Annotated in this window: 8 protein-coding genes; 5 read left to right on the plus strand and 3 right to left on the minus strand. The window is 66.8% G+C overall.

From position 1 onward, the window contains the following. Window positions 1-41: 41 nt before the first annotated feature. Entirely contained in the window at window positions 42-557 is a 516-nt protein-coding gene (locus tag C8K14_RS10000) for a CinA family protein (protein ID WP_062785721.1), read from the minus strand. A gap of 79 nt (window positions 558-636) precedes the next feature. Then, window positions 637-957 (minus strand): hypothetical protein, encoded by a 321-nt coding sequence (locus C8K14_RS10005; protein WP_062785723.1) that lies wholly within the window; start codon window positions 955-957, stop codon window positions 637-639. 158 nt (window positions 958-1115) lie between these two features. On the opposite strand from C8K14_RS10005, the gene C8K14_RS10010 reads away from it, so the two are divergent. The 5 genes from C8K14_RS10010 to C8K14_RS10030 all read left to right on the plus strand — a co-directional run bounded on the left by C8K14_RS10010 (window position 1116) and on the right by C8K14_RS10030 (window position 11148). Continuing rightward, complete coding sequence (locus C8K14_RS10010; protein WP_062785725.1) at window positions 1116-1919, plus strand: Crp/Fnr family transcriptional regulator; 804 nt, start codon at window positions 1116-1118, stop codon at window positions 1917-1919. Between the two features lie 106 nt (window positions 1920-2025). Further along, window positions 2026-3303 (plus strand): efflux RND transporter periplasmic adaptor subunit, encoded by a 1278-nt coding sequence (locus C8K14_RS10015; protein ID WP_084390956.1) that lies wholly within the window; start codon window positions 2026-2028, stop codon window positions 3301-3303. After that, the gene (locus C8K14_RS10020) at window positions 3300-6464 is read left to right on the plus strand and encodes an efflux RND transporter permease subunit (protein ID WP_107716562.1); all 3165 of its coding nucleotides are present in this window, start codon (window positions 3300-3302) and stop codon (window positions 6462-6464) included. The genes C8K14_RS10015 and C8K14_RS10020 overlap by 4 nt, the downstream gene beginning before the upstream one ends. Then, window positions 6461-9652, plus strand: a complete 3192-nt coding sequence (locus C8K14_RS10025; RefSeq protein ID WP_062785729.1) for an efflux RND transporter permease subunit — start codon at window positions 6461-6463, stop codon at window positions 9650-9652. The genes C8K14_RS10020 and C8K14_RS10025 overlap by 4 nt, the downstream gene beginning before the upstream one ends. After that, window positions 9652-11148, plus strand: coding sequence for an efflux transporter outer membrane subunit (locus C8K14_RS10030; protein ID WP_054130361.1), 1497 nt, complete (start codon window positions 9652-9654; stop codon window positions 11146-11148). The genes C8K14_RS10025 and C8K14_RS10030 overlap by 1 nt, the downstream gene beginning before the upstream one ends. Here the strand turns inward: C8K14_RS10030 and C8K14_RS10035 are convergent. Then, entirely contained in the window at window positions 11094-12758 is a 1665-nt protein-coding gene (locus tag C8K14_RS10035) for a tannase/feruloyl esterase family alpha/beta hydrolase (RefSeq protein WP_199223712.1), read from the minus strand. The genes C8K14_RS10030 and C8K14_RS10035 overlap by 55 nt on opposite strands. Window positions 12759-12899 lie beyond the last annotated feature (141 nt).

Here is a 12899-nt window from a genome sequence, read left to right on the forward strand (position 1 = left end):
GCGCGAACGATCAGCGTCGGTTGAACGCGGCCTGGGGAAGCCTATCCCCGGGCCGCGTTCAATGCATCGGCCATTATCGCAAGGGCTGCGCCGGCCAGGTGCAGCCGCACCGCATCGCGCGGGCGGGCGCCATAATGGCACTCGCGCAGCAGCAGCCCGCCATCGCGCCGCAGCACCGCGATATGGGCCAGACCCGGCTCGTCACGCGGGCCGCCGGTGCCGGCATTGCCAGTAATTGCAGCGACGAGCCCCGCCCGGCTATGGGCCAGTGCCCCGCGTGCCATTGCCTCGGCAATCGCGCGGCTCACGGGATCGTGACGGCGCAGCTCCACCGGATCGATCCCCAGCATCTCGCTCTTGGCCTGGGCCGAATACGTGACAAAGCCACGATCGAACCAGCGGCCATAGCCTTCGATATCGGTCAGCAGCGAAGCCAGCAGCCCACCGGTGCAGCTTTCGGCGGTCGCAATTGCCGCATCGTGCTCGGCCGCAAGCGCGAGCACGCGCTGTGCCGCCACCAGCAGTGGCGCGGCATCGCCAAGGCAGCCGTGCTGCACATCACGCCCCGGTGACGAAGCATGGCTTGGCGAAGCATGATTGGGCGAAGCAGGGCTTGGCACTAGGCGCGCCCTCATTCTACCGGCGCAGCGTCGGGCCGGCGTTCTGGCCGGCCTCGGCCCCTGGATTGCGTTCCACCTTGCTTTCCGGCCCGTCGATTCCCTCCTTGCCATGGCTGCCCGGTGGCAGCGGGATGGGATCGGGCACCGGTTCATCGATCGGCACCTCGGTCGGCGGCGGCGCGCCTACCCCGCCGGTGCCGCCGGTAAGCTGGCCGGGGTTGTCGCGTTCTTCCTCATGCGAGGATTGTTGGCCGGAACGCTGATCGGAATGGGCAATGGGCGCGCCGCGCACCGTGCGCGGGGGGATGGCGGGCTGGGGTGCAGAACGATCGGCCATGGGTAGATATCCTTTTGCGGGCAGGCCATTAAAACCCCGCAGCACGCCCATAGGGCACGCATCACAACCTGTGATGAGATGGGGAACCACTGGGGCGATGGGGTGTTGCGATAGGCATCGGGGAAGGTGTTCCCCGGCCGATTGCAGAACAGGCCAGCATGAATCCCCTTCAGGCCAAATTTGCGCGCTACGTCGAACTGGACCTTCAGGCCCGGACGCAGATCGACGGCCTGTTGCGCAGCGAAGGGCGGCTGGTTCCGGCTGGAGCCGACCTGATCCGCGAAGGCGAGCCGATCCATTTCGTCAAGCTGGTCATCGATGGCTGGGGCTGTCGCTACAAACTGCTGGAGGATGGCCGGCGCCAGGTCGTGGCGTTCCTGCTGCCGGGAGACTTGTGCAATCCCGATGCCTTGGCGGCCGAGGCAATGGACCATTCGATCGGCGCGCTTAATGACATGCATTGCGCGCTGATTGCGCCCGAAGTGTTCGATCGTGCCTGCCTGCGCTCGCACTGCCTGCGCCAGGCCATGGCGTTTGATGCCTGCGCCATGCTGGGCATGCAGCGCGAATGGACACTCAACCTTGCCGCGCGCCCGGCCTTGGCACGGATCGGCGCCTTGCTGTGCGAGTTGCACTATCGGCTGGCAGCCCTGGGCCTGGCAGCAGACGGGCGCTTTGCCACCCCGCTCACCCAGGTGACCCTCGCCGAAGCAACCGGTATGACATCGGTTCACGTCAACCGCGTGGTGCAGGATCTGCGCGGGCGCGGCCTGCTGCATTGGCACGGGCGCCATATCACCCTGCCCGATCCGGATCGGCTGGCGCAGCTCTCCGGCTTTTCCCCGCGTTATTTGCACATGAATCGCTTTGTGCCGGGAACTTTTGCGGGCGATCCCGACTTGGCTGCGAAATCGCCGCGCGTTCCGCCCAGAACCGAAAGTAAGATCGCCGGGGCAATCTGATACAACTTGGGAAACAAGACAGCTTGCACCGCGCGGGGCCATGGCGGAAGAACGCGAGAACTCGATCCGGGACTATCGAGTCGCAGGGCATGCAAGGGTTTGCTAGATGAACGCTGACGAAGCGAGTACACCTGTTTCTCCGGATCACGTAACGTCCGAACATCCCCCCCGCAGCAGCCGCAAGCGCACGCTTCTGATCGCCCTGGCGACCATTGCCGTGTTCGTGGTGGTTGCCCTGGGTGCTCGATGGGTGGCCAAGAGCGGCGGAGACAAGCGCGGCGGGCGTCCGCCGGCGGCGGTGAACATCGCGCCGGCGACCAAGGCAGACATGCCGGTGACGGTGGCCGCGCTGGGCACGGTGCAGCCGCTGGTTACCGCCACGGTACGCACGCAGCTGTCAGGCGTGCTGTTCAAGATCATGTTCCAGGAAGGGCAGATGGTCCGCCAGGGCCAGGTGCTCGCCCAGATTGATCCCCGCCCCTATCGCCTGGCGCTGGAACAGGCCCGCGCCAATCTGGCGCGTGACGAGGCACAGCTGACCTCGGCACGGCTCGATCTCAATCGCTATCAAACCCTGCTCAAGCAAGATTCGATCGCCAGCCAGCAGGTCGATACCCAGCGCGCCACGGTGGGGCAGCTGGCCGGCACCGTGGCAGCCGATCGCGCCGCCATCGGCACGGCCGCGCTCAACCTGGACTATACCGCGATCAAGGCGCCGATTTCGGGCCGCGTCGGCATTCGCCAGGTCGATATCGGCAACTACCTGACGCCGTCGGACACCAACGGTGTGGTGATCATCACCCAGGTCGATCCGATCGACGTGAGCTTTGCCCTGCCCCAGGCGCAGCTTTCCGCCATCGGGCAGACCGCCGGCGCAGGCAGCGGCCTGCCGGTTGACGCCAACGACCAGAACAACGGCAATCGCTTGGCCACCGGCCGCTTCCTGACGTTTGACAACCAGGTCGATGCCACCACCGGCACGGTCAAGGCCAAGGCCCGCTTTGCCAATGCCGGCAATGTTTTATTCCCCGGCGCGTTCGTCAACGTGTCGATGCTGGTACAGACGCTGCATGACGTGGTGACCGTGCCGGTCAGCGCGGTGCGCCACGGCAGCCAGGGCGATTTCGTCTTCGTGGTAAAGCCCGACAACACGGTGAAGCTGACCGTGGTCAAGACCGGCCCCTCTTCGGGTGACAAGCTGGCGATCCTTTCGGGCCTGACGGCCGGCACCCAGGTGGTGATCGAGGGCGCCGATGGCCTGGAAGACGGCGCCAGCATCAACAAGGGCGGCAAGCGGGGCGGTGGCCAAGGTAATGGCGGCGCAGGCGGCCAAGGTGGCAATGGCCATCACCGCCGCGGCGCCAATGCCGGAAACGCGGGATGAGCACGTCCGATCTGCCTGAGCAGGCCCCTGCCCAACCCGGCGGGCCATCCCGGCTGTTCATCCTGCGCCCGGTGGCGACCACGCTGTTGATGGTGGCGATCCTGCTGGCGGGCCTGGTGGCCTATCGCATGCTGCCGCTCTCGGCCCTGCCCGAGGTGGACTATCCGACGATCCAGGTCACCACGCTCTATCCCGGGGCCAGCCCCGATGTGATGGCCTTGACCGTCACCTCGCCGCTGGAGCGCCAGTTCGGGCAGATGCCGGGGTTGACGCGGATGACCTCTGCCTCTTCGGCCGGGGCATCGGTGATCACCATGCAGTTCCGCCTCGATCTGTCGCTCGATATCGCCGAGCAGGAAGTACAGGCGGCCATCAACGCCGCCAATACGCTGCTGCCCACCGATCTTCCCGCGCCGCCGATCTATGCCAAGGTCAACCCGGCCGATGCCCCGATCCTGACGCTGGGCATCACCTCGAAAAGCCGGCCGCTGGGCGAAGTGCAAGGCATTGTCGAACGCCAGTTCAGCAACAAGATCGCCCAGGTTTCGGGCGTGGGCCTGGTGTCCATGTCGGGCGGGCAGCGCCCCGCCGTGCGCATCCAGGCCAATGTGCCCGCGCTCGCCGCGCGCGGCCTGTCGCTGGAATCGATCCGCAGCGCGATTGCCAATGCCAATGCCAACGCCGCCAAGGGCAGCTTTGACGGCCCGACCAAGAGCTGGACGATCGACGCCAACGACCAGTTGGGCGATGCCGCCAGCTATCGCAACCTGGTCGTCGCCTTTGCCAATGGCGCGCCGGTGCGGCTGTCTGATGTGGCGCAAGTGGTCCAGGCCACGGAAAACACGCGCATCGCCTCGTGGATGAATGGCCAGCCGGCGGTCGTGCTCGATGTGCAGCGCCAGCCCGGCGCCAACGTGATCGGCACGGTCGACGCGATCAAGGCATCCCTGCCCGAGCTTGAGGCGCAGTTGCCGGCCGACGTGCACGTGACCGTGCTGACCGACCGAACCGCCGGCATCCGCGCCTCGGTGTCCGATGTGCGCACGGAACTTGTCCTGGCCGTGGTGCTCGTCACGCTGGTGATCTTCCTGTTTCTGGGTTCGCTGCGCGCCACGGTGGTGGCCAGCATTGCCGTGCCGCTCTCGCTGGTCGGCTCGTTTGCGGCGATGTATTTCCTCGATTTTTCGATCAACAACCTCACGCTGATGTCGCTGACCATCGCCTCGGGGTTCGTGGTCGACGATGCCATCGTCGTGCTGGAAAATATCGCCCGCCATATCGAAGACGGGATGCGCCCATTCGAGGCTGCGCTCAAAGGCGCCAGCGAGATCGGCTTTACGATCATCTCGCTGACCGTCTCGCTGATCGCCGTGTTGATCCCGCTGCTGTTCATGGGCGACGTGGTTGGTCGCCTGTTCCGCGAATTTGCCGTGACGCTGGCGGTGACGATCCTGATCTCGGCACTCGTGGCGCTCACGCTCGTGCCGATGCTGTCGGCGCGCTGGCTCAAGCCCGAGCATGAAGAGCGCCAGTATCGCGTGACGCAGGCCACCCGCAACTGGTTCGACCGCCTCGCCGCCCGCTACATGACCGCGCTCGATTGGGTCATGGCGCGCAGCGGGCTGACCATGGCGGTGTTTGCCGGCACGCTTGCGGTGACGGCGCTGCTGTTCTGGATCATCCCCAAGGACCTCTTTCCCGAACAGGATACCGGCCAGATCGCAGTGACGACCGTGGCCGGGCAGGACATCGGCTATACCCGCATGACCCAGTTGCAAAGCCAGGTGGCGCAGGCGCTGCTGGCCGATCCGGCGGTCGACAGCCTCAGTTCCTCGGTCGGGGTCGATGGGCAGAACCCCACGCTTTCGCAGGGGCGCATGGTCGTCAACCTCAAGAGCGAGGGCGATCGCGGCAATCTTGCCCATGTGATCGACAGCCTGACCCAGGCGACCAGTGGGATCGTGGGGATCAAGACCTACTTCCGCCCGGTGCAGGATCTCACCATCGACACCTCCACCGGGGTCAATGCCTATCGCTTCTCGCTGCAAGGCGCGGACGAAGCAGTGGTCAACCAGTGGGGCGAAAAGCTGGCGGCGGCGCTCAAGGACGACGCGCATCTGCAAAACGTCACGTCCAACGTGATGGGCGGCGGCCAGGCAGTGACGGTGAATATCAACCGCGATATCGCCGGGCGTCTGGGCCTCTCGGTGCTGACGATCGACAACGCGCTCTACGATGCCTTTGGCCAGCGCATCGTTTCGACCATCTACACCCAGTCGAGCCAGAACCGCGTGATCCTGGAAGCGCAGCCTGGCTCGGTCACCAGCCCGCAGGCGCTGGGTGACCTGCGCATTCCGCTGCCGGGCGGCACCACCGTGCCGCTTTCGACCATTGCCACGATCACGACCGGGCCCACCGCGCTCGTCGTCTCGCGCGAGGCGCAGTTCCCCTCGGCCACGATCGGGTTCGATCTGGCGCCGGGCGTGTCGCTGGGCAAGGCGGTCTCGGTGATCGAACATGCCGAGCAGACCATTGGCATGCCCGCCGCGGTATCGACCAATTTTGCCGGCGCTGCCTCGGCCTTCAAATCGTCGCTCTCGAACGAGTTGTGGCTGATCCTGGCCGCGATCGTGGTGGTCTACATCGTGCTGGGCGTGCTCTATGAAAGCTTCGTCCACCCGATCACGATCCTTTCGACGCTGCCATCGGCCGGGATCGGCGCGCTGCTCGGCCTGTGGCTGACTGGATCGGGGCTGGGCGTGATCGGCATCATCGGCATCGTGCTGCTGATCGGCATCGTCAAGAAGAACGCGATCATGATGATCGACTTCGCGCTCGAGGCGATGCGCGAGGAAGGCGCCGATCCGTCGCACGCCATCCGCCAGGCCGCGCTGCTGCGCTTCCGCCCGATCATGATGACCACGTTCGCCGCGCTGTTTGCCGCATTGCCGCTGATCTTTGGCGGCGGCATGGGGCACGAATTGCGCCAGCCGCTGGGCATCGCCATCGCCGGCGGTCTGATCTTCAGCCAGGTGCTGACGCTGTTCACCACGCCGGTGATTTTCCTGGGCCTTGAACGCTGGCGCGAGCGGCGCGAAACCGCGCGCGGGGCCGCAACGCCGTCCCAGGAACCGAGCACCCAGGAACCGGGCCGCGCATGAACGTTTCCGCGCCTTTCATCCGGCGCCCGGTCGGCACCCTCCTGCTCACCATCGGGTTGATGCTGGCGGGCGTGGCGGCGTTCTTCAACCTGCCGGTGGCGCCGCTGCCGGCGGTCGATTTCCCCACGATCATGGTCCAGGCCAACCTGCCTGGCGCCAGCCCTTCGACGATGGCGGCAAGCGTCGCCGCCCCGTTGGAGCGGCATCTGGGGACCATTGCCGGGGTCAGCGAAATGACCTCGCGATCGGGCGTGGGGTCAACCCAGATCACCCTGCAGTTTGATCTGTCGCGCAATATCGACGGCGCCGCGCGCGATGTGCAGGCCGCGATCAACGCCTCGCGCGCCGATCTGCCGGCCACGCTCAAAAGCAATCCCAGCTATCGCAAGGCCAACCCGGCCGAAGCGCCGGTGCTGATCCTCGCGCTCACTTCCGATACCCGCAGCCCGTCTGAAATCTATGATGCGGTGTCCAACGTGGTGCAGCAAAAGCTGCTCCAGGTGCAGGGCGTCGGCAATGTCGAGCTGGGCGGCGCGGCGTTGCCCTCGGTGCGGATCGAGGTAAACCCGCTGGCCCTGTCGCGCGCCGGCATCGCGCTCGAAGACGTGCGCACCGCGCTGCAATCGGAAAGCGCCAACCGTCCGCGCGGCGTGCTCGATACCGGCAACGGCAGTTTCCAGGTCTATTCCAACCAGGCCGGCCGCCACGCCGCCGATTACCGCGATACGATCATCGCCTGGCGCAATGGCGCGGCCGTGCGCCTGGCCGATATCGCCACTGTCACCGATGGCCCGGAAGACATTCGCACCATCGGCCTGTTCAACGGCAAGCGCGCCGTGCCGATCCTGATCAGCCGCCAGCCCGGCGCCAACATCGTCGAAACGGTTGACGCGCTCAAGGCGCAACTGCCGGCGCTGCAGGCCGCCCTGCCGCCCGATATCCACCTGTCGATCGGATCGGATCGCACCCGCACGATCCGCGCCTCGCTGCACGAGGTGGAAGTGACGCTGCTGATCGCCACGCTGTTGGTGGTGCTGGTGGTGGGCCTGTTCCTGCAATCGTGGCGCGCTACGCTGATCCCGGCCGCGGCGGTGATTGCCTCGCTGCTCGGCACGCTGGGCGTCATGTATCTGGCGGGCTTCTCGCTCGACAATCTCTCGCTCATGGCCTTGACCGTGGCGACAGGCTTCGTGGTCGACGATGCCATCGTGGTGGTGGAGAACATCAGCCGCCATGTGGAACACGGCATGTCGCCCTTGTCCGCCGCGCTCAAGGGCGCACGCGAGGTCGGCTTTACCGTGCTGTCCATCTCGGTCAGCCTGGTGGCGGTATTCGTGCCGCTGATTTTCATGGGTGGCCTGGTCGGCCGCCTGTTCCGCGAATTTGCGCTGACCATGTCGGTTGCCGTGGCGATCAGCCTGGTCGTATCTCTCACCACCACGCCGATGCTGGCCGCGCGCTTGCTCGATGGCCGCGAAAGCGACAGCCGGGTGATGCGCACGGCCAAGCGCTGGGTCGAATGGTCCGAAGCGCGCTATGCCCGCAACCTCGATTGGGCGCTGGCGCATCGCGGACTGGTCATGCTGGTCCTGGTGCTGACCGTGGCGCTCAATGTCTGGCTGATCGCGATCGCGCCCAAGGGCTTCTTCCCGCAGCAGGATACCGGCGGCCTGATGGGCGGCGTGCGCGCCGACCAGTCGATCTCGTTCTCAGACCTGCAGGACAAGCTCACGCGCATTACCCGGATCGTCAAATCCGATCCCGCGGTCGATACCGTGGTCTCGTTTGCCGGCGGTTCGCGCGCGGGTGGTGGCTTCCTGTTCGCCACGCTCAAAGACCGCTCGCAACGCCCGCCGGTCAACGAGGTGATCGGGCGCCTGCGGCCCAAGCTGGCGCGCGTGCGCGGGGTCAGCCTGTTCCTCAACCCGGTGCAGGATCTCCAGGCTGGCGGGCGGCAGACCAACAGCACCTATCAATACGTGCTCAAGGCCGATCACGCCGCCGTGCTGCAGGCCGCCGGGCAAAAGCTGGTCGATGCGCTCAAGACGCATCCGGACCTCATCACCGACGTCGATATCGACCAGCAGGATGCCGGCGCCGACGCTTTTGTCGAGGTGGACCGCGATGCCGCCGCGCGGCTGGGCATCCCGATGCAGACGGTCGATGCCACGCTCTACGATGCCTTTGGCCAGCGCCAGGTGGCCAACATCTATTCCGGCCTCAACCAGTATCACGTGGTGATGGAGGCCGACCGCCAGTTCAACGGCTCGCCCGAGGCGCTCAACAACATCTATCTGCCGGTGGCCGGCGCGATCAGCTCAGCCAGTTCCGCGGCCAATCTCACCGGATCGGGCGGAGCGGCGGCCGGCGGCGCGCTGGTTGCCAGTGGCAGCGCGGTCAGCACCACGGCCCGCACGATGACGCCGCTTTCGGCCATCGCGCGGTGGAGCACGGGATCGACCGACGCGCAGGTCAGCCACTCTGATGGCGAGCCTTCGGCGACGATCTCGTTCAATCTGCCCCAGGGCGTGTCGCTCGGCCAGGCCTCGCAACTCATCGCACAAGTTCAGGCGAGCCTGGCCTTGCCCGCCACGGTCCACGGCGAATTTGGCGGCACGGCCAAGGTCTTTGCCCAGTCCACCGCCAGCATGCCGCTGCTGATCCTGGCGGCGCTGGTGGCGATCTACATCGTGCTCGGCATCCTCTATGAAAGCGCGATCCACCCGCTCACCGCGCTGTCCACCATCCCCTCGGCCGGGGTTGGCGCGATGATCGCCCTGATCGCCAGCGGCGGCCAGTTCGACATCATCGCCCTGATCGGCATCATCCTGCTGATCGGCATCGTGAAGAAGAACGCGATCATGATCATCGATTTCGCGCTGGAGGCAGAGCGGAACGAAGGTCTTTCCCCGGTAGAGGCCGTGCGCGAGGCCTGCCTCAAGCGCTTCCGCCCGATCCTGATGACCACGATGGCTGCCGCGCTGGGCGCGTTGCCGCTGGCCATCGGCTTTGGCGATGGTGCCGAACTGCGCCGCCCGCTTGGCATCGCCATTTTCGGCGGCCTGGTCGCCAGCCAGGTGCTGACCTTGATGACCACGCCGGTGGTCTATCTCGCGCTCGACCGCTTCCGCCGCCGCCGGCCCCGCCGCGCGGCCCCGCCGGCCCCGATCCAAGGAGTACCCGCCTGATGCGCGCGCCCCTCTCCCGCTTTTCCGCGCTCGTCATTCCCGGCATGGCGCTGCCGCTGGTCCTGGCCGGCTGCTCGATGGCGCCAGCCTATCGCCCGCCCGCCACGGTGGCGATCCCGCCACAGTTCAAGGAAGAGCCCGGCTGGGCCGTGGCGACGCCCTCGGATGCGGTGGCGCGCGGGGCGTGGTGGGATCTGTTCCGCGATCCCGTGCTCGATAGCCTGGAACAGAAAGTAGCGGTCACCAACCAGAACGTGGCCAGCTATCGCGCGGCCTATCAAGCCGCGCGCGCACTGGTGCAGGTGCAGCGTTCGGCGCTGTTCCCCTCGCTTACCGCGTCTGCCAGCGGCACCCGCTCGCAGGATTTCGCCGGCCAGAACGTGACCGGCGGCACTGGGGTTTCGACCACCACCACCGGCGCCACCGTCTCGCGCTATTCCCTCTCGATCGGTGCGAGTTGGGAGCCTGATCTGTGGGGGCGGCTGGGCAACACGGTGAACCAGGCCAAGGCCAGCGCCCAGGCAAGCGAAGGCGATCTGGCCAATGCCACGCTGTCTGCGCAAGGGGAACTCGCCACCAACTATGTCCAGTTGCGTGGCATCGATGCGCAGCGCGTGCTGCTCGATCGCACCGTGGCCGATTATACCCGCGCCCTGGCCATAACCACCAACAAGTACAAGGCCGGTACCGTGTCCCACGCCGACGTGTTCGAGGCGCAGACCACGCTGAGCAACGCGCAGGCCACCCGCGCCGATCTCGATCGCCAGCGCGCCGTGCTGGAACACGCGATTGCCGTGCTGGTGGGCGAAAACCCGTCGACCTTTGCCCTTCCGGCAGTCGACTGGCAGCCGGTCGTGCCGGAAATCCCGGCCCAGGTGCCCGCCGCCCTGCTGCAGCGCCGGCCCGATATCGCCGCTGCCGAACGCCGCGTGGCCGCCGCCAACGCCAATGTCGGCATCCAGAAGGCGGCCTATTTCCCGCAAGTCACGCTGTCGAGCAGCGTGGGCACCAACAGCAGCGTGATCGGCCAGTTGTTCCAGGCCGCCACCAGCCTGTGGTCGCTGGGCTTGAGCGGGGCAATGACGCTGCTCGATTTCGGGGCGCGGCATGGCGCCGTGGTCCAGGCCCGCGCGCAGTATGATCAGACTGTGGCAACCTATCGCCAGACGGTGCTGGCCGCGTTCCAGCAGGTGGAAGACAACCTGGCCGGAACACGCGTGCTGGCGCAAGTGGCGCAGCGCCGGGCAGAGGCGACCGTTTCGGCGAGCCAGGCCGAAACCATTGCCAACAACCAGTATCGCAACGGCATCGTCGATTACACCTCGGTCATCACCGCGCAAACCGCAGCGCTGTCGGCGCGACAGACCGAAATCCAGTCGGTGATCGATCGCCAGACTGCCGCCATCGCCCTGGCCCAGGCCGTGGGCGGGCGGTGGAGCGATCAGCCTCCCGCTGCCGCCGCTGCTCCTGCCACGGGCGCTTCGGCGCAGGAATAGCTTTCGGCGCGATCGGGATCGCCGCCGTTGTAGCGGGCATACCCCGGCCAAGGGCATAGCGGCCGTGCCGCGATGCCCTGGCTGCGCGTGGCGACCACCGCTGCGGGCGCTTCGCCCCGCTCTACCCAATCGACCACCGCGCCCAGCAGGTCGAAGCGGTCAAACGCGTCGCCGCCTTGGCAATGGGCCATGCCCGGCACCATGTAGAACCGGCTGGACTGCGCCCAGGCCCCGCCATTGGTCTTGCCCGCGCGCTTCCAGTAATCCAGCGTGTCGAGCGCCGAAAACCACGGATCGCTGACCCCGTGATAGAACAGCACTTTGCCCTGGTGGCCAAGGAACGAGCTGAGATCGGTCCAGCCGTCGGTGTCGGTCAGCGCCTGCATCCAATCGGCGCGGATCGCAGCGGCGCGGGCATCCAGGTCTACGGTCAGATCGCGGTTGGGCGGGCCGAGGATATCGGTGCGACCATCGGCGATATAGCCCGATACCGGCCCTGACGTATCGACCACGCCGGTATCGTAGGGCACCGGCGCATAGAGCGCGCGGCCGGCCGCATCGCGCGGGCCGGCAAAGGCGCGGTCCAGCGCCTCCACCTGCGGCGCGCTGAGGCAGCCATCCTGCTTGCCGGCGTGGCACTGCAACGCGGCAGGGCGAAAATGGCACTGCGCCACGGCCATGATCATGCCATCCGCCCGGCCATCCAGGCCATCGCACTGCGCCAGCAGACCGGCGCGGATGGTCTGGCGGTCGGCGGCGGAAAAGGCCTTGTCCGGCAGCGGCAGCCCCTGCCCATCGCGCGGCGCGGCCTGGTTGAACATGACCTTGGCGTAGGTGGTGCCCAGGTTGGAAAAGCCGGTGCGCATTGCCGGCGCGCCGATCACCAGCCCATCGAACAGCGCGGGATAGCGCTCCATCGCCAACATCGTCTCGCGCCCGCCGGTGGAGCAGCCCGCCATATAGCTGTGCGCCGGCGCGCGGCCATAGAACCGCGTGGCAATCGCCTTGCCCAATTGCGCCACCGCCGGAACCGCCGTCTGGGCAAAATCGAGCGTCGCGCGCTGGTCGGTGCGAAACGAGGCGTCGAACACCGCGCCCTGGTGCCCGCTATCGTGGCTGGCAACGGCAAAGCCCCGCGCCAGGGCCGGAACCGCGCCTGCCGCAGCGCCCCCCACCGCCGGGCGGACCGAGCCATTGAGGCCACCGCCGCCCTGCAACAGAAAGCGGCCGTTCCACGCCAGCGGCAGGTTCACTTCAAAGCGGATGCCATAGGCGCGGCCATCGGCCCCTTTGCGCGGATCGATGACCCCGCTTACCTTGCAATAGGCAGGCAACGCCGGCTGCGCCTCTCCCTGTGCACCCTGCCCTGCCGCGCTTGGCGGCACGACCTGCGCGGCCATGATCTGCACCGGGCGCCCGCCATCGGCCGGAGCAAAGCGCATACCCGCCATCAGCGGGCAACGCTGCGCCAGGCCCGACCCAGATGCCGGTGGAACCGATGTTGCCCCGCGCGCCTGCGCCAGGCCGGGCACGGCGAGCAAGCCAACCAGCACTGCTCCGGGAATGGCTGCCTGCACCACGCGGCGGCGCTTGCTCTGCTTGACCATCATCGTCCTCTCCCGCCTGCGTCGTGATCATCACAATCGTTAGGGCATCGAACTTGTTCTTTTCACGGAAAGACCGGGTGTTCAAGCCCTTGCGCACCGGCGCTATTATTGTTGCAGCGCAGCGCAATATTACAATCCAAGCCG

It is taken from the genome of Novosphingobium sp. GV079 (genome assembly GCF_003058045.1).
GTDB lineage: Bacteria > Pseudomonadota > Alphaproteobacteria > Sphingomonadales > Sphingomonadaceae > Novosphingobium > Novosphingobium capsulatum.

Bases quoted from the DNA above. Each gene is read 5' to 3' on its own strand.
- C8K14_RS10005 (WP_062785723.1), bottom strand. From the start codon at position 957: ATGGCCGATCGTTCTGCACCCCAGCCCGCCATCCCCCCGCGCACGGTG.
- C8K14_RS10010 (WP_062785725.1), top strand. From the start codon at position 1,116: ATGAATCCCCTTCAGGCCAAATTTGCGCGCTACGTCGAACTGGACCTT.
- C8K14_RS10015 (WP_084390956.1), top strand. From the start codon at position 2,026: ATGAACGCTGACGAAGCGAGTACACCTGTTTCTCCGGATCACGTAACG.
- C8K14_RS10020 (WP_107716562.1), top strand. From the start codon at position 3,300: ATGAGCACGTCCGATCTGCCTGAGCAGGCCCCTGCCCAACCCGGCGGG.
- C8K14_RS10025 (WP_062785729.1), top strand. From the start codon at position 6,461: ATGAACGTTTCCGCGCCTTTCATCCGGCGCCCGGTCGGCACCCTCCTG.
- C8K14_RS10030 (WP_054130361.1), top strand. From the start codon at position 9,652: ATGCGCGCGCCCCTCTCCCGCTTTTCCGCGCTCGTCATTCCCGGCATG.
- C8K14_RS10035 (WP_199223712.1), bottom strand. From the start codon at position 12,758: ATGATGGTCAAGCAGAGCAAGCGCCGCCGCGTGGTGCAGGCAGCCATT.